This is a genomic window from Streptomyces dryopteridis (genome assembly GCF_049606955.1).
GTDB lineage: Bacteria > Actinomycetota > Actinomycetes > Streptomycetales > Streptomycetaceae > Streptomyces.
In genome coordinates this window covers 534,729-550,424 of the sequence record NZ_CP187113.1, presented here as the reverse complement: position 1 = coordinate 550,424, position 15,696 = coordinate 534,729, and the positions used below count along the sequence as shown (strand labels likewise).

Annotated in this window: 16 protein-coding genes and 1 tRNA gene; 12 read left to right on the top strand and 5 right to left on the bottom strand. The window is 74.3% G+C overall.

All coding sequences use genetic code 11. From position 1 onward, the window contains the following. Positions 1–323 precede the first annotated feature (323 nt). From ACN20G_RS02170 to ACN20G_RS02140, 7 genes are all read left to right on the top strand, one after another. A complete protein-coding gene (locus ACN20G_RS02170; protein WP_424210986.1) occupies positions 324–2,267 on the top strand; it encodes an ATP-binding protein in 1,944 nt (647 codons plus the stop codon). 77 nt (positions 2,268–2,344) lie between these two features. Next, complete coding sequence (locus ACN20G_RS02165) at positions 2,345–2,839, top strand: roadblock/LC7 domain-containing protein (protein WP_424210985.1); 495 nt, start codon at positions 2,345–2,347, stop codon at positions 2,837–2,839. Beyond that, positions 2,836–3,258, top strand: coding sequence for a DUF742 domain-containing protein (locus ACN20G_RS02160; RefSeq protein ID WP_424210984.1), 423 nt, complete (start codon positions 2,836–2,838; stop codon positions 3,256–3,258). Before ACN20G_RS02165 ends, ACN20G_RS02160 begins: the two co-directional genes overlap by 4 nt. A gap of 113 nt (positions 3,259–3,371) precedes the next feature. Beyond that, entirely contained in the window at positions 3,372–3,956 is a 585-nt protein-coding gene (locus ACN20G_RS02155; RefSeq protein WP_424215333.1) for a GTP-binding protein, read from the top strand. Next, positions 3,953–4,567 carry a GAF domain-containing protein gene (locus ACN20G_RS02150; RefSeq protein WP_424210983.1) on the top strand — a complete coding sequence of 205 codons (615 nt, stop codon included), beginning with the start codon at positions 3,953–3,955 and terminating at the stop codon, positions 4,565–4,567. The genes ACN20G_RS02155 and ACN20G_RS02150 overlap by 4 nt, the downstream gene beginning before the upstream one ends. Continuing rightward, positions 4,564–4,929, top strand: a complete 366-nt coding sequence (locus tag ACN20G_RS02145; RefSeq protein WP_424210982.1) for an MmcQ/YjbR family DNA-binding protein — start codon at positions 4,564–4,566, stop codon at positions 4,927–4,929. The genes ACN20G_RS02150 and ACN20G_RS02145 overlap by 4 nt, the downstream gene beginning before the upstream one ends. 95 nt (positions 4,930–5,024) lie before the next feature. Further along, positions 5,025–5,101, top strand: a tRNA-Pro gene (locus ACN20G_RS02140). A gap of 76 nt (positions 5,102–5,177) precedes the next feature. Here the strand turns inward: ACN20G_RS02140 and ACN20G_RS02135 are convergent. The 3 genes from ACN20G_RS02135 to ACN20G_RS02125 all read right to left on the bottom strand — a co-directional run bounded on the left by ACN20G_RS02135 (position 5,178) and on the right by ACN20G_RS02125 (position 8,594). After that, positions 5,178–6,836: a protein kinase domain-containing protein gene (locus ACN20G_RS02135; RefSeq protein ID WP_424210981.1), complete on the bottom strand. Its 1,659-nt coding sequence runs from the start codon at positions 6,834–6,836 to the stop codon at positions 5,178–5,180. A gap of 32 nt (positions 6,837–6,868) precedes the next feature. Further along, entirely contained in the window at positions 6,869–7,678 is an 810-nt protein-coding gene (gene tatC / locus ACN20G_RS02130) for a twin-arginine translocase subunit TatC (protein ID WP_424210980.1), read from the bottom strand. Between the two features lie 256 nt (positions 7,679–7,934). Further along, positions 7,935–8,594: a TetR/AcrR family transcriptional regulator C-terminal ligand-binding domain-containing protein gene (locus ACN20G_RS02125; protein WP_424210979.1), complete on the bottom strand. Its 660-nt coding sequence runs from the start codon at positions 8,592–8,594 to the stop codon at positions 7,935–7,937. 96 nt (positions 8,595–8,690) lie between these two features. Between ACN20G_RS02125 and ACN20G_RS02120 the strand changes: the two genes are divergently transcribed. Then, positions 8,691–9,740, top strand: coding sequence for an aldo/keto reductase (locus tag ACN20G_RS02120; protein ID WP_424210978.1), 1,050 nt, complete (start codon positions 8,691–8,693; stop codon positions 9,738–9,740). Positions 9,741–9,851: 111 nt separating this feature from the next. Next, the gene (locus tag ACN20G_RS02115; protein ID WP_424210977.1) at positions 9,852–10,034 is read left to right on the top strand and encodes a CsbD family protein; all 183 of its coding nucleotides are present in this window, start codon (positions 9,852–9,854) and stop codon (positions 10,032–10,034) included. Positions 10,035–10,159: 125 nt separating this feature from the next. Here ACN20G_RS02115 and ACN20G_RS02110 read toward each other — a convergent pair whose 3' ends face one another. Next, complete coding sequence (locus tag ACN20G_RS02110; RefSeq protein ID WP_424210976.1) at positions 10,160–11,107, bottom strand: anti-sigma factor; 948 nt, start codon at positions 11,105–11,107, stop codon at positions 10,160–10,162. Beyond that, positions 11,104–11,697: an ECF RNA polymerase sigma factor SigK gene (sigK, locus tag ACN20G_RS02105; protein WP_424210975.1), complete on the bottom strand. Its 594-nt coding sequence runs from the start codon at positions 11,695–11,697 to the stop codon at positions 11,104–11,106. The genes ACN20G_RS02110 and sigK overlap by 4 nt, the downstream gene beginning before the upstream one ends. A 251-nt stretch (positions 11,698–11,948) precedes the next feature. Between sigK and ACN20G_RS02100 the strand changes: the two genes are divergently transcribed. The 3 genes from ACN20G_RS02100 (at position 11,949) to ACN20G_RS02090 (ending at position 15,690) form a co-directional block, all read left to right on the top strand. Next, positions 11,949–12,599 (top strand): fasciclin domain-containing protein, encoded by a 651-nt coding sequence (locus ACN20G_RS02100; protein WP_424210974.1) that lies wholly within the window; start codon positions 11,949–11,951, stop codon positions 12,597–12,599. 291 nt (positions 12,600–12,890) lie between these two features. Next, positions 12,891–13,250 carry a DUF805 domain-containing protein gene (locus tag ACN20G_RS02095; RefSeq protein WP_424210973.1) on the top strand — a complete coding sequence of 120 codons (360 nt, stop codon included), beginning with the start codon at positions 12,891–12,893 and terminating at the stop codon, positions 13,248–13,250. Positions 13,251–13,467: 217 nt separating this feature from the next. Further along, positions 13,468–15,690, top strand: coding sequence for an NADP-dependent isocitrate dehydrogenase (locus ACN20G_RS02090; protein ID WP_424210972.1), 2,223 nt, complete (start codon positions 13,468–13,470; stop codon positions 15,688–15,690). Positions 15,691–15,696 lie beyond the last annotated feature (6 nt).

The following is a 15,696-nucleotide window of genomic DNA, read 5'->3' as shown; positions in this document are numbered from 1 at the left end:
TACCCGCCGCCGGCAGGCGGCCAGCCCGGCCACGTACCCAGCCGAAGACGGGAACGCACCCCGCCCCCCCGGGCCTCCTCCTCCGCGCCGCCGCCGCCAAGCGCGTCACCCCACCCCACCCCCACCGCCCCCGGCGGGCTCGCTCCCGGGGGGCGTGAGGGGTGATTCGGGCGGGTGTGCGAGCGCTCGTTCCGGAGGTGGAAGCAGGTCGGCGAAGTTCCCCGAGTGCCGTTCGCCGGGGGGAGCGCGCGGTCTAGCGTGGGTACCCGGTGATCAACACCTGGCCCGTCCCGGGCCGGGTCCCGCCCCGTACGAGGACGCCGATGTCCCACCTCCGCGCCGCCCGCCACGTCCCGTCCAGACACGCCGCGCCGCCCGCGCCCCCGAGGCGGGGGCCCGCGTCCCAGCTCACCCGCGCGGCCGTGCTGCCCGTGCTCGCCTGCGCCCTCAGCGGGGCCGCCGCCGTGATGTTCACGCTCCAGCTCGGGGGTGGTCACGGGGCCCGTGACGAGCGGCTCGGGCCGCTCCTCGCCGGGTGCGGCCTGCTGGTGGTCGGCGCGCTCGTCGCCGCCCTCCTCGGGGCCCGTCGCACCGGGCGGATGATCCACACCCGGTGCGAGGAGCTGCGGCGGGTCGGGGCGCGGGGGCGGGCCGAGCTGAACGCCGTCACCGACCGGATCGTGCCCGGCGGCTCCGCGGACGACCCCGCCGGACCGCACCCCGCCCCGACCGTCTCCGCCGGCCCCGGCCGGTCGGGTCGAGTGCGGAGCGGGTCGGCCGATCCGTTCGACGGGCTCGCCGAGGACATGCGGCGCTCCCGCGAGCACGCCCAGGCCGCCGTGCGCAGGGTGGCCGGGCACCGGGTCGGTGACGCCCGCGACGACCGACGCGTCGAGGTGTTCGTCAACCTCGCGCGTCGGCTGCAATCCCTCGTGCACCGGGAGATCTCGCTCCTCGACACGCTGGAGGACACCGTCGAGGACCCGGACCTGCTCCGGGAGCTGTTCCACGTGGACCACCTCGCCACCCGGATCCGCCGGCACGCCGAGAACCTCGCCGTCCTCGGCGGGGCGGCCTCCCGACGGCAGTGGACGCGGCCCGTCGACCTCAGCGAGGTGATGCGGTCGGCGGTCGCGGAGGTCGAGCAGTACACGCGCGTCACCGTCGTCCCGCCGGCCGGCGGGCTCGTGCGCGGGCACGCGGTCGCCGACGTGGTCCACCTGCTCGCCGAGCTGGTGGAGAACGCGACCGTGTTCTCCGCCCCCGACACCGACGTCCTGGTACGGGCCGAGACCGTCACGGCGGGCCTGGCCGTCGAGGTCGAGGACCGGGGGCTCGGCATGCCCGACGAGGAACGCCGGCACCTGAACGCGCTCCTCGCCGACCCGGACACCGTCGACGTGCGCGACCTGCTCGCCGACGGCCGGATCGGGCTGTTCGTCGTCGCGACCCTGGCCCGACGGCACGGGATCGCCGTCGAACTCGGGCCCAACCTGTACGGCGGGGTTCGGGCGGCCGTCGTGCTCCCGGGGGCCCTCCTCGGCACGGAGGCCGGCCTCCTCACGGGTGCCGGTACCGCCACCGCCGGCACCGAGCCGGACGCCACCGGCGAGCCGGCGGGCGGTGCCGAGGCCCGGAACGGGTGGGCGGCGCACGGGGCCACCGCGCACGCGCTCGGATCCATCCCCGCCGCCGCACCGACTCCCACCTCCACACCCGCCCCCGCACCCGTCGCCACACACGCCCCCGGCGTCCATCCCGCCCCGGCGCCCTCCCCGGACCCCTTCCGTTTCCTCACCCTCCCGTCTCCCGCCCCCGCCTCCGCGCCCGTCCCCGGCCCGGCCCCCGTCCCGCCGCTCCCCGAGCGGCGCCGCACCCCCTCGCCGTCCTCCGGGCCCACCCCGCCCCCGCCCGAGGCCCCGGGCGGGGCCCGACCCCCGCTGCCGCGTCGGGGCGGGCGCACGGCCGAGGAGGCCCTCGGCGTGGGGCACGGCGCCGGCCGGGTCCCCGCGCCGCCCGCCGCCGAGGCCCCGGCGGCCGACCCGCACCTGATGGCCGCGTTCCAACGCGGCTTCGGTCGCGCCCAGACCCGCCCCGCGGACCCCCACCCGCACCCGCACCCCCACCCCCACCCGAACCCGAACCCGCCTCCGGATCCCCGCCCGCCCGGCCAGGCGCTGGCCGGCGGCCCGGAGGGTCCCGCGGCCCCCCTGCCCCGCTCCGTCCCGGAACCGGTCGGGCCCCCGGCCGAGCACCGGCGCCCCTGACCGGGCCCGCCGGCGGCCCACCCCCACCCCCACCTCCACTCCCTCACCCCTCACCTCCCCCGAAAGAGCGGTGCCCCATGGCAGGCGACGTGGCGACCAGCGCCCACCCCACCCCGCGGCTCTCCGACCTCGACTGGCTGCTCGGCGGCCTCGTGCAGCGGGTCCCGTTCACCCGCAGCGCCGTCCTTCTCACCGCCGACGGCCTGGTGACCTGCGTGCACGGCCTCGATCCCGACAGCGCCGACCACCTCGCCGCCCTCGCCTCCGGCCTGCACGCCCTCGGCCGCAGCGCCGGGCACCGCTTCGGGCAGGCCGCCGAGGTGCGGCAGGTGGTCGTGGAACTGGACTCCCTGCTGTTGTTCGTCTCCGCCGCCGGCGCCGGCACCTGCCTCGCGGTCCTCGCCGACCGGGAGGCCGACGCGGGGGTGCTGGGCTACGAGATGGCCATGCTGGTCAAGAGCGTGCGTCCCTATCTCGCCGCGCCCCCGCGCCGTCCCCTCGACCCGCAGGGCGAGGCCGTGGTGCCGGACCAGGGCGGCGCCCCCGCCGGCCCCGACCGTTCGACCCGATGACCCTCCCCGGTCCCACCCCCGTCCCATCCGCCCCGGCCCGACCGGGCGACGCGCCCTGGTACGACGAGGCCGCCGGCCGGCTGATGCGCCCCTACACGGCGAGCGGCGGCCGCACCCGCCCCTCCGTCCCCCTCGACCTGCTCTCCCTGATCACCGCCACCGGGATCCGACCCCGGTTCGGCCTCGGCCCCGAGCACGCCCTCGCGCTGCGGCTGTGCGCGGCGCGTCCCGACGGCATCCCCGTCGCCGAGGTCGCGGGCCGGCTGGCGCTGCCCGCCGTCGTGACCAAGGTGATCCTCGCCGACCTCCTCGACCAGGGCGCGGTGAGCGCCCGAGCCCCCCATTACCCGGGGCCCGTGACCGGCGCCGATCAGCGGCTGCTGCTCGCGGTCCTCGACGGACTGCGCAGGAAGCTGTGATCGACGACCGGGCCCCCGGTGGCCCCCACGCCCCGTACCCCGTTCCGCACCCCGCCCCCTACGCCGCCCCGTACGCCGACCCGCACCCCGGCCCGCCGTCGCGCCCGACCACGCTGAAGATCCTGGTGGCGGGCGGCTTCGGGGCGGGCAAGACCACCCTCGTCGGCTCCGTCAGCGAGATCCCGCCGCTCAGCACCGAGGAGGTGTTGAGCTGCGCGAGCGCCGAAGAGGACCCCCTCGACGGCATCGAACGCAAGGCCACGACCACCGTCGCCCTCGACTTCGGGCGGATCACCCTCTCGGTGCCCCGCACGGCCGACCCGACGGGCTCTCTGGTCCTCTACCTGTTCGGGACCCCCGGCCAGCAGCGGTTCTGGTTCCTGTGGGAGGAGCTGTGCGCGGGGGCGCTGGGCGCGATCGTGGTCGCCGACACGCGGCGGCTGGCCGACTGCTTCCCCGCCGTCGACTTCTTCGAGAAGCGGGAGATCCCGTTCCTGATCGCCGTGAACGAGTTCGAGGACGCGCACCGCTACGGGATCGACGAGATCCGCGGCGCGCTCGACCTCGACCCGGGAATCCCGGTGGTCACCTGCGACGCCCGCCGTGCCGGCTCCGCGACCGCGACGCTCGTGGCCCTCGTCCGGCACCTGCTGACCCTGCCCGCCACCGTCCACGACCCTCGGGGGGAACCACCGTGACGACCACCTCGGACCCGATCCGCATCCCCCGGCAGCCCGCCGGGCACCTCGGGCACCTGCTCCTCACCCCGGGCGACCCGGGGGCTCCGGCGCGGGTGGCCCGGCTGCGGGCCCTCGGACTGAGCGGGGACCCGGACCCGACGCTGGACGCGTTCGCGCGCCGGATCGCGCGCGCCACGACCACCCCGTACGCGGGCGTGAACTTCGTGGGGGAGCGGGGGCAGCGCTTCGCGGGCCTGCACCGCGCTCCGGGCGCCGCCCCGTGCGCCTATCCGGCCCGAGAGCTGGGCCGGGACCGCGGCTGGTGCCCGCACGTGGTGGTCCGGGGGCGGGCGCTGGTCCTGGAGGACGTGCGCGAGTTCGCCCGCTACGGCTGCAACCCCGTCGTCGGCGACCACGGCATCCGCTCCTACCTGGGGGCGCCGGTCACCGACCGCGCCACGGGCATGGTGCTGGGCACGGTCTGCGCCGTGGACGTGGTCCCGCGCCGCTGGGGCACCGAGGGCCTGGCCCTGATCAAGGACTGCGCCGCCGAACTGGTGGAGCTGCTGGCGCGGCGGGAGGATGACGGGGAGCGCGGGCGCGCGACGGAGGGAGGCGGGACACCGTGAGGAAACGGGTGACGGCCGGCGACGTGCGGACCCTGGCCCTGTCCCTGCCGGAGACGACGGAGAAGACCTCGTGGGGGATGCCGACCTTCCGGGTCTCGGGCCGCATCTTCGCGGCCCTCGCCGCCGACGACGCGTCGATCGGCGTGAAGTGCCCGAAGGAGGAGCGCGGCGAACTGATCGAGGCCGAACCCGACAAGTTCTTCGTCCGCCCCGGCCACGACGACCACTACGACTGGCTGCGGGTCCGGCTCGCCGCCCTGGAGGACGTGGCGGAGCTGCGCGCGATCCTCGCGGACTCCTGGCGCCAGGCCGCCCGCCCCACCCTCAGGGCCGCCCACCCCGACCTGACCGGCCCCACCTGACCGGACCCCGACAAAAGGCGTGCGCGATCACCCCCGGAAGTGCGGTATCGTTCTCATGCGCGTTCGGCCAGGGGAAACCCCAGGTCAACGAGTATCGGGACGTGGCGCAGCTTGGTAGCGCACTTGACTGGGGGTCAAGGGGTCGCAGGTTCAAATCCTGTCGTCCCGACCAGCGTGCAAACGCAGGTCGGAGCCCGTGATGGAACTCTTCCATCACGGGCTCTTCCGCGTTCCGGGACCGGAGCACGTCACGCGGAACAGGAGCCGACCGTCCCCTGTCGAAGGAAGTCGGCCCGCCCATCGGCGTCGAGCACCGCCACCGCGTAGCGCTGATAGTGCCAGGCGCGTCCCGAGAGGGTTTCCTCGGTGAGCGCCTCGCAGGCGACGGCATCGGCCGTGGCGGCCCACTCCTCACGGGTCGCCGAGTCCCATTCCGGTTTGATCGCCCAGATGTACGCGGCCGCTTCGGCGGGCGCGAACCCGATGCTGGTGTTGGCGTCGTTGATGTATCGAGGGTCGTACACGAGCCGGGAGTTGCCGTTCCATTCGCCGAACAGGCGGTGGACGGCATCCGTGGCCACTCGGATCTCGGCCCGATCGGTGCTGGGGACACGAGCCGCGCCGAGCCCGGACGGTCCAGGCCACGGTCCGGATTCCGGTGCGACCGTCGGAATGTCGACGGCTTCCTCGACGGGAGCGGTGGTGTAGCCGGGAGTGGGACGGGGCGACGCCGCCTTGGTGGGCGAGGCCACGGGATCAGGGACGAGGGCAGGGTTCGGCCGAGCGGGATGGGTCGTCGTCCGTGAGGGCGCGGGGTCCGGCGTGACGTGGGCGGCGGTGGGCGGTGCCGAGTGACGCCCTTGAAAGGCGACGGCGGCGCCCGTGACGGCGCCGATGACCGATGCGGCGACGAGGGTGAGGAGAGCGACGCGTCGGGTCGAGCGTCGGGTGCGGCGATGCCAGGCCGGATCGGGAGGACCGGGGAGGTCCCAGGCGAGGCGCATCAGGGCCGGGAACCCGTCGTGTCCGGAGGAGTCGCGCGCAGGTGTGACCTGGGTGGTCTGTCGGGCGAGCACGGAGGTGCAGTGGTCCTCCGCGGCCCGCGCCGTGGGTCGGTCGGCGGGGTTCTTCGCCAGGGCCGACGCGAGCAGTTCCCGAAGGTCCGGCGGCACTCCGTCGAGGTCGGGTTCGGAGGACAGCACGCGGAAGGCGACGGCGTCCGGGGCCCCCGTGCCGAAGGGGGGTCTGCAACCGGCCGCGTGAGCGACTAGCAGGGCCCAGGCGAACAGATCCCCTTCGGGCCCCGAGGTGCCCGTGCGGTAGTGCTCGGGGCTGATCCAGCCCGGGGTGCCGGTCATGAAACCGGTGCGGGTGACGGAGGTTCCGTCCGTGGCGTGGGCGATACCGAAGTCCAGCACGCGGGGGCCGCCGGGGGTGAGGATCACGTTGCGGGGGGTCAGGTCCCGGTGGATGACGCCGGCCGCGTGGATGGCCGTCAGGGCATGCGCCGTGCCGGCGGCGAACGCGTGCAGGGTGGCGCCGGTGAGCGGGCCGTGTTCGGCCAGGTGCCCGGCAAGGGTGCGGCCGGGCACGTAGGCGGTCGCCAACCAGGGAATCTCGGCCTCGGGGTCGGCGGCGAGGAGCGGCACCAGACAGGGACCCTGGACGCGGGCCGAGACACGTACCTCACGGCGGAACCGGGCCCGGAATTCGGGGTCCTCGGCCTGCGCCGGATGTACCGCCTTCACGGCGACCCGGCGGCCGGTGGCGTCGAGGCCGGCGTACACGGTGCCCATTCCGCCGGTGCCCAGGCGCCCGACGACGCGGTAGGGGCCGATGCGGCGGGGGTCGCCGGGGCGGAGCGGGAACGGGGGCAGGGGCGCGGATGGGCGGAGGTCGGCGGGCACGGGGGGTCCGTTTCGGGGTGGGTGGGGCGGGGTCAGGTGATGTCCTGGGGGGTGGGGAGGGGGGAGGGGGTGTCGGGGGTGGGGGTGGGTGGGGTGTGGCGGTGGCGGTGGTGGTCCACCAGGGCGCAGACGGCCAGGGCCAGGAGGTAGAGGAGCAGGATCGGGACGGCCAGGGCCAGCATCGACGGCGGGTCGCCGCCCGGGGTCGCGAAGGCCGCGAAGACGGTGATGCCCATGACCATCCCCCGCCACCAGCCGGCCAGCCGGCGGGCGCTGAGGATGCCCGTCAGGTTCAGCAGCACGAGCAGCAGGGGCAGTTCGAAGGCCAGGCCGAAGACGACCGTCATCCGTGTCACCAGGTCCAGGTACTTGGCCACCGGCAGGAGGTTCTGGACGTTGTCGGGGGTGAACTGGAGGGCGATGTGCGCGGTCGCCGGGAGGATCCGGTACGCGAGCCAGGCGCCGAGGCCGAAGAGGGGGGCGCCGGCGGCGACGAAGCCGAGGGCGTACTTCTTCTCCTTCGCGTGCAGGGCGGGGGCGACGAAGGCCCAGACCTGGTAGAGCCAGATCGGCGCGGACAGCACGATGCCCGCCGAGACGCCCACTTGCAGGGCGACGGAGAACGGGCCGACGAGTCCCTCGGTCGTGACCTGCGCGCAGGGCCGGCCGTCGGCGCGGGTGGTGATCGTGTCGGTGCAGCCGACCGAGGTGAGCAGCGGTCGCAGCAGGAAGGCCATGATCCGGCGGTATTCCAGCGTGGTGAGGACGGTGACGGCGACGACCGCGATCACCGATTTCAGCAGCCGGTCGCGCAGTTCGCGCATGTGCTCCTTGAGCGGCATCCGCCCGCCGGCGTCCTCGGGCTTCCCCTGCCTCGGACGGTGTGCTGTCGCGTTCGTGTCGCGGACGGCCCTGGGCACTCCGCGCCCCCCTGTGGTTGCGTGCTCGTGGTGGGGTCCGGCACAGATGCCCGCCGGACGGACATCCGGGGACATCGTGGGCATGATCGTAGCGGCGGCCTCCGGACCCCGATCGTGGGGGTGGGTCCGGGGTGGTGGGTGAGGTGAACGCCCTTGTGACGGTGGTGGGTTGTGCCGGTCAGGGGCTCGTGCGGGCGTAGGTGCCGGCCCGGGCGGCGGTCGCGGCGGCGCGGGCGGCGCGGGTCGCGGTGTCGGCGTCCAACGGGAGGTCGGTGGTCAGGAGTCGGTAGTAGAGGGGCGCGGAGACGGCGCGGACCACCTCCTCCGGGTCGGTGTCGGCGGGCAGTTCGCCCCGGGCGACGGCGTCGGTGACGCAGCCGGCCCATTCGGCGACGCGGACCGCGTAGAAGCGACGCAGGGCGGCGGCCGTCCCCGGGTCGGTCGAGGCGGCCGCGATGACGGCGCGGAACAGGGGGCCTTGGCGGGGGTCGGAGAGGGTGCGGGCGACGAGGTCGGCGTTGGCGGCCAGGTCGGCGTCCAGACTGCCGGTGCTCGTGCGGGGGAGGGAGGTCTCGGCCATCTCGGCCAGCAGGTCCGTGACGAGTCCGGTGGGGGAGGACCAGCGGCGGTAGACGGTGGTCTTGCCGACCTCGGCGCGACGGGCGACCTCGGCCGGGTCGAGGCGGTCGAGGCCGCCCTCGGCGAGCAGGTCGCCGGTGGCGCGCAGGACGGCGGCCCGGACGCGCGCGGTGCGACCTCCCGGACGTCGGCTGCCGGGGGCACCGGCCGGGTCCGGGGTGGGGTCGGCGGTCGGGTCGGGCGGGACATCGGCCGTCATAACGGGTCTCCGGTTCCATTAGAGCGCACCACGGTGGTACGGTGGGCCCATCTTAACGGGTCAAGGGGCCCGTTAATGGCTGTGGGGGAGCAGGTCATGGAACACCGCACGCTCGGCGCGTCCGACTTCGAGGTCCCCGTGCTGTCCTTCGGTGCGGGCACCTTCGGCGGCAGCGGCCCGCTCTTCGGAGCCTGGGGCGACACCGGCGTCACCGAGGCCCGGCGCATGGTCGACGTGGCCCTCGACGCCGGAGTCACCCTCTTCGACACCGCCGACGTCTACTCGGACGGGAACTCCGAGACCGTGCTCGGCGCCGCGATCAAGGGCCGGCGCGACCGGGTGCTGATCTCCACCAAGGCCGGCCTGCCGCTGGGCCCCGGCCGGGAGGAGTACGGCACCGCCGGACCCAGGCTGATCCGCGTGGTCGAGGACGCCCTGCGCCGCCTCGACACCGACCGCATCGACCTCTTCCAATTGCACGCCTTCGACGCCGGCACCCCGGTCGAGGAGGTCCTCGGCGCGCTGGGGACCCTCGTCGACCAGGGCAAGGTGCGGCACGTGGGAGCCTCCAACTTCGCCGGTTGGCAGCTGATGAAGTCCCTGTCCGTCGCCGACCTGGCCGGCCTGCCCCGCTACATCGCCCACCAGGTCCACTACTCCCTCGTCGGCCGCGACTACGAGTGGGAGCTGCTGCCCCTCGGCCACGACCAGGGCGTCGGGGCCCTGGTGTGGAGCCCGCTGGGCTGGGGCCGGCTCACCGGCCGGCTGCGGCGCGGGGTCCCGCTGCCCGCCGACAGCCGCCTGCACGCCACCGCCGAACACGCCCCGCCCGTCCCCGACGAGCTGCTGTACGACGTGGTCGACGTGCTCGACGAGATCTCCGCCGAGACCGGCCGCACCGTCCCGCAGATCGCCCTCAACTGGCTCCTCACCCGGCCCACCGTCAGCTCCGTGATCATCGGGGCGCGGACCGAGGAGCAGCTGCGGCAGAACCTCGGGGCGGTCGGCTGGACCCTCGCCCCCGAGCAGGTGGCCCGCCTCGACGCCGTCTCCCACCGGCCCGCCCCGTACCCCTACTACCCGTACGAACGGCAGGAGGGCTTCGCCCGCCTCAACCCCTCCCTGCTTCCCGGCGGACGCCGCTGACCCGCTGACCCGGTGACCCACTGACCCACTGACGCGTGAACCGTGAGGGGGCGGGTAGTCGCGCGGTGCGGAGGTTCCGCGTGTGAGGCACGAGAGGTCGGGTGTGAGGCCATGGGCAAGGAGAAGGCCAAGGGCAAGGGCCGGCAGCTCAAGGGCAAGGTGCAGGAGAAGATCGGCGACGCCACCGGCGACACCGGCATGAAGGTCCGGGGCAAGGGCGAACAGCTCAAGGGCAAGGCCCAGGAGATGGCCGGCGAGGCGGCCGACGCGGTGCGCCGCGAGCGGCGCCGCTGACCGCCGAGCGCCCACCGACGGACACGCCCGGGGGCGGGCACCCCCGTGCGGGGTGCCCGCCCCCGGGCGTCGTGCCGCACCGACCTGCGACGCGGTCCGGCGGTCCGCGGCGGCCGGTGGGGTGCTCAGGCCGGGAGTTTCATCACCATCAGCGGGTTCGTGGTCGGCGCGGGCGAGCCGCCGGCCGGTTCCAGGGTGATCCCCACGGCCGTGGCCCCGCCCGTGGCCCCGCTCAGCACCACCGCTCCGTCACGGTCGAAGGTGCCGGCCGGTCGCATCCGGCCGCCGTCGGCGTACCAGAGCTGGTACACGCGCCCCTGGGGGGCCGGGGTCAGGCCGGAGACCAGGAGCGCGGCCCGGTCCCGGGCGGCCGAGGCCACCAGGGTCGCCGTCGCCCCGCCGCCGGCCGGACCCACCGCCGTCCGGGCGTCCGGCGCGCCCAGCACCTCGCGCAGCTCCGCCGATTCCCGCAGCTCGCCGCGGGCCGCGCGAACCTCGTCCCGGGCCCGGTCGGCCTCCTCGAACTGCCACCAGGCGGCGCCGCCCAGGGCCACCGTGCCGGTGAGGGAGGCGGCCAGCGCGAACGTCGGCCAGCGACGGCGGCGGACCGAGGAGCCCGTGGTCGGCGGGGTCGCGGCCGGGTCCGGACCGGCGGACGTGCCGGTGGGCGCCCCGGCGGACGTGCCGCGGGGGGAGGTGTCGCCGGGCGGGGTCGGCGGGTCGGTGTCGGCGGGGCCGCTCGGGCCGGCGGTGCGGGACGCGGGCGCCGGTGTCGGTTCGGGCTCCGGCGGGGCGGGCGGCACCTCGGGCGGCAACTGCCGGACCCCGTCCACACGGGCGAGGACGGCCTCCCGCATCCGCGGGGGCGGGGTCACGCCGGCGGCCGCCCCGAGCCGGGCCGCGGCCTCGGTGAACTCCCGCACCTCCAGCGCGCACGCCGCGCACGTGGCCACGTGCGCCTCGAAGCGCTCGTGTTCGGCCGGGTCGAGGGCGTGCAGCGCGTAGGCGCCGGACAGGGCGAACGGATGGTCCCAGGAGTCGGGCTCCCGGGTCGCGAGGTCGTCGAGGTTCACGCGGACACCCCCATGCAGTCGCGCAGGCGGATCAGGCCGTCGCGGAGTCGGGTCTTGACGGTGGGCAGCGGGGCCCGCAGGGTCTCGGCCACCTCACGGTAGGTGAGGCCCTGGTAGTAGGCGAGGGTGACGGCCTGACGCTGCAGTTCGGTCAGACCGCGCAGGCAGCGGCGCACCTGTTCGCTCTCGAACCGCGCCTCCACCTGCTCGGTGACCTCGTCGAAGGGACGCGAGGTCTCCCGTACGGCGTTGTCGTGCTCACGGGCCGTCGCGGCCTGCGCCGAGCGCACCCGGTCCACGGCGCGACGGTGCGCGATGGTCAGCACCCAGCCCATGACGGAACCCTTGTCGGCCCGGTAGCGGGCGGCCTGTCGCCACACGTCGATCATCACCTCCTGGGCGACCTCCTCCGACTGGGCGCGGTCCCGTACCACACGGGTGACCACCCCCAGCACGGCTCCGGCGACGGCGTCGTAGAGACGCGCGAACGCGTCCTGGTCGCCGCGCGCCGTCTGTTCGATCAGGCCGGGAAGGGGGTCGGGTTCCCCTGCCGGCCGTCCACGGCCGGTGAAGGGAAGGGGCTGCCGCATCCGGGAAGGTCCTCTCTGTTCGACACCCCCACCTTCGGAGCCGAGGCGCGTCCGGATGGGTCCCGGCGCTCCGGGATCACCCCATCGGGGGAATCGGACGGCCGGACCCATCCGGACGGCACCCGGGGGCGAAGTACCGGTGAGCACGCACCGAGCGGGACCCGCCGGCCGACCGGCCGCACGAGGACGAACCGCTCGGAGGCGTGGACCGGCCCGGTCCCCGCTCGCCACCGACCCCGAAGGACTCCCTCATGTTCGCGCCGCTCCGCCGTTCCGCCCTGCTCGCCGCCTCCGCCGCGATCCTGCTGCCCCTCGCCCTGACGGGCTGTTCGCAGGAGAAGGCCCCCGCCGGTCAGGCGGCCCCCGCCGGCAGCGCCCCCGCCTCCGACCCGGCCGCGGGTGCCTCCGACCCGATGGCGCAGGCGGACGCGCCCTTCGGGCCGGCCTGCGCGGGCGTCCCGAAGGACGGCGCGGGCAGCTTCGACGGCATGGCCAAGGACCCGGTGGCCACCGCCGCGTCCAACAACCCGGCGCTGTCCACGCTGGTGACCGCCGTCAAGCAGGCGGGCCTGGTGGACACCCTCAACAACGCCAAGGACATCACCGTCTTCGCGCCCACCAACGACGCCTTCGCGAAGATCCCGAAGGCCGACCTCGACAAGGTCCTCGCCGACAAGGCCATGCTCACCAAGATCCTCACCTACCACGTGGTCGGGCAGCGCCTGACCCCGAAGGACCTGGAGAAGGGCACCTTCCCGACCCTGGAGAAGGGCACCGTCACCACCGCCGGCTCCGGCGAGGCGTACAAGGTCAACGACACCTCCGCCGTGGTCTGCGGCAACGTGAAGACCGCCAACGCGACCGTGTACATCGTCGACACCGTGCTGATGCCGAAGCAGTAGCCCCGCCCCCCGTCGCGGGTCGGCCTCGACGGCGCCGCCCGGAGTGTTCCGGAACGGCGCCGTTGGGTGCGCGGCGCGGGCAATGTCACGGTCGATCCCCTTTACCCCACCATCGCGTGACGACGCGGCACGGATTGTCGAACAGGCCGTAAAGCGGCGGGTGTTCGGCCTGAATCACAGCCTTGCAACGGTCCCCTCCGGATGCTTGCCCCCCTTATAAGGGGGGCATAAATTCTGCCCCGGCCACGTCAACTCGCCGGGGCCGGAACCACCGCACTCCCAGGGGGACGCGTGAACATATACCTCGACGTGCTGAAGAAGTACGCCGTTTTCAGCGGCCGGGCCCGCCGCCAGGAGTACTGGATCTTCTTCCTGGTCAACCTCGGCATCTCCATCGTGCTCGCGATCATCGACTACGCGCTCGGCACCGGCTCCATCATCGGCGGCCTCTACTCGCTGGCCGTGCTCCTCCCCGGCCTCGGCGTCGCCGTCCGCCGGCTCCACGACACCGGCAAGTCCGGCTGGTGGATCCTCATCGCCCTCATCCCGCTGATCGGCGGCATCTGGCTGATCGTGCTGCTCGCCACCGAGGGCCAGCGCAACCCCAACCAGTACGGCCCGGACCCCAAGGCCGCCCCCGCCGTCTACTAGGTCACGAGGACCCGGGGCCCACGCCCCGCGCACCGCGTCGACGCGCCGCACCCCCCGCCGGGTGCGGCGCGTCCGTGCGTCCGGAGGCCCGCGCGAACACCGACAGTGACGCGCGTCTCCTCCCGGTTCGGGCACGGGCCTGGTCGAGCACACCCGATCACGGGATATCTTGATGTCAAGCAATGTTGGACATGGAGACGTGGAGCGGAGCACACCGGTGACTGACTCGACCATCATCTATACGCACACTGACGAGGCCCCGGCCCTGGCGACCCATTCGTTCCTGCCCGTGGTGCAGGCGTACGCCGCCACGGCGGGTGTGCGCGTGGAGACCCGCGACATCTCGCTGGCCGGTCGGATCATCTCCCAGTTCCCCGAATACCTCGACGAGGCCCAGCGCGTCGACGACGCCCTCGCCGAACTCGGCGAACTGGCCAAGACCCCGGCCGCCAACATCATCAAGCTCCCGAACATCTCGGCCTCGATCCCGCAGCTCAAGGCCGCCGTCGCCGAGCTCCAGGCCCAGGGCTACGCCCTTCCGGCCTACCCGGACGACCCCAAGACCGACGAGGAGCGCGAGATCCGCGCCCGTTACGACAAGGTCAAGGGCTCGGCCGTCAACCCGGTTCTGCGCGAGGGCAACTCCGACCGCCGCGCCCCCGCCTCGGTCAAGAACTACGCCAAGGCCCACCCGCACCGCATGGGCGCCTGGTCCGCCGATTCCAAGACCAACGTCGCCACGATGGGCGAGAACGACTTCCGCTCCACCGAGAAGTCCACCGTCATCGCCGCCGACGACACCCTGCGCATCGAGCACGTCGCCGCGGACGGCGCCGTCACCGTCCTGCGCGAGTCCGTACCCGTCCTCGCAGGCGAGGTCGTCGACGCCTCCGTCCTGCACGTGGCCGCCCTGCGCACCTTCCTCACCGCGCAGATCGCCCGCGCCAAGCAGGAGGACGTCCTCTTCTCCGTGCACCTCAAGGCCACCATGATGAAGGTCTCCGACCCCATCGTCTTCGGCCACGTGGTCCGCGCCTTCTTCCCCAACACCTTCGCCAAGTACGGCGACGCCCTGACCGCCGCGGGCCTCTCCCCGAACGACGGCCTCGGCACCATCCTCGCCGGCCTCGACTCCGTGCCCCACCTCGGCGCCGAGATCAAGGCCGCGTTCGAGGCCGAGCTCACCGAGGGCCCCGCCCTCGCCATGGTCGACTCCGACAAGGGCATCACCAACCTGCACGTCCCCAGCGACGTCATCGTCGACGCCTCCATGCCGGCCATGATCCGCACCTCCGGCCACATGTGGGGCCCCGACGGCAACGAGGCCGACACCCTCGCCGTCCTCCCCGACAGCTCCTACGCCGGCGTCTACCAGGCCGTCATCGAGGACTGCCGCGCCCACGGCGCCTACGACCCGGCCACCATGGGCTCCGTGCCCAACGTCGGCCTGATGGCGCAGAAGGCCGAGGAGTACGGCTCCCACGACAAGACCTTCGAGATCGCCGCCGCCGGCACCGTCCGCCTCGTCAACACCGCCGGCGACACCGTCCTGGAGCAGGAGGTCGCCGAGGGCGACGTCTTCCGCGCCTGCCAGACCAAGGACGCCCCGATCCGCGACTGGGTCAAGCTCGCCGTCACCCGCGCCCGCGCCACCGGCGACCCGGCCGTCTTCTGGCTCGACGCCGACCGCGCCCACGACGCGCAGCTCATCGCCAAGGTCGAGACCTACCTCGGCGAGCACGACACCGAGGGCCTGGACATCCGGATCCTCTCCCCGATCGAGGCCACCAAGCTCTCGGTCGAGCGGATCCGCCGCGGCGAGAACACCATCTCCGTCACCGGCAACGTCCTGCGCGACTACCTGACGGACCTCTTCCCGATCCTGGAGCTGGGCACCAGCGCCAAGATGCTCTCCGTGGTCCCGCTCATGAACGGCGGCGGCCTCTTCGAGACCGGCGCCGGCGGCTCCGCCCCCAAGCACGTGCAGCAGCTCGTCAAGGAGAACTACCTCCGCTGGGACTCCCTCGGCGAGTTCCTCGCCCTGGCCGTCTCCTTCGAGCACCTCGCCGTCACCACCGGCAACGCCCGCGCCCAGGTGCTGGCCGACACCCTCGACCGCGCCACCGGGACCTTCCTCAACGAGGACAAGTCCCCCTCGCGCCGTCTCGGCGGCATCGACAACCGCGGCAGCCACTTCTACCTCGCCCTGTACTGGGCCCGCGAGCTCGCCGGCCAGGACGCGGACGCCGAGCTGGCCGCTGCCTTCGAGTCGCTGGCCAAGGCCCTCGGCGAGCAGGAGCAGGTCATCGTGGACGAGCTGATCGCGGTCCAGGGCTCCCCGGCCGACATCGGCGGCTACTACCAGCCGGACGTCACCAAGGCCCGCGCCGTGATGCGTCCCTCCGCCACCCTGAACCAGGCCCTCGGCCTGCTCGGCTGAGCCACG

Coding starts and splice junctions, on each gene's coding strand:
- ACN20G_RS02170 (WP_424210986.1), top strand. CDS start 324: ATGTCCCACCTCCGCGCCGCCCGCCACGTCCCGTCCAGACACGCCGCG.
- ACN20G_RS02165 (WP_424210985.1), top strand. CDS start 2,345: ATGGCAGGCGACGTGGCGACCAGCGCCCACCCCACCCCGCGGCTCTCC.
- ACN20G_RS02160 (WP_424210984.1), top strand. CDS start 2,836: ATGACCCTCCCCGGTCCCACCCCCGTCCCATCCGCCCCGGCCCGACCG.
- tatC (WP_424210980.1), bottom strand. CDS start 7,678: ATGCCGCTCAAGGAGCACATGCGCGAACTGCGCGACCGGCTGCTGAAA.
- ACN20G_RS02125 (WP_424210979.1), bottom strand. CDS start 8,594: ATGACGGCCGATGTCCCGCCCGACCCGACCGCCGACCCCACCCCGGAC.
- ACN20G_RS02120 (WP_424210978.1), top strand. CDS start 8,691: ATGGAACACCGCACGCTCGGCGCGTCCGACTTCGAGGTCCCCGTGCTG.
- ACN20G_RS02115 (WP_424210977.1), top strand. CDS start 9,852: ATGGGCAAGGAGAAGGCCAAGGGCAAGGGCCGGCAGCTCAAGGGCAAG.
- sigK (WP_424210975.1), bottom strand. CDS start 11,697: ATGCGGCAGCCCCTTCCCTTCACCGGCCGTGGACGGCCGGCAGGGGAA.
- ACN20G_RS02100 (WP_424210974.1), top strand. CDS start 11,949: ATGTTCGCGCCGCTCCGCCGTTCCGCCCTGCTCGCCGCCTCCGCCGCG.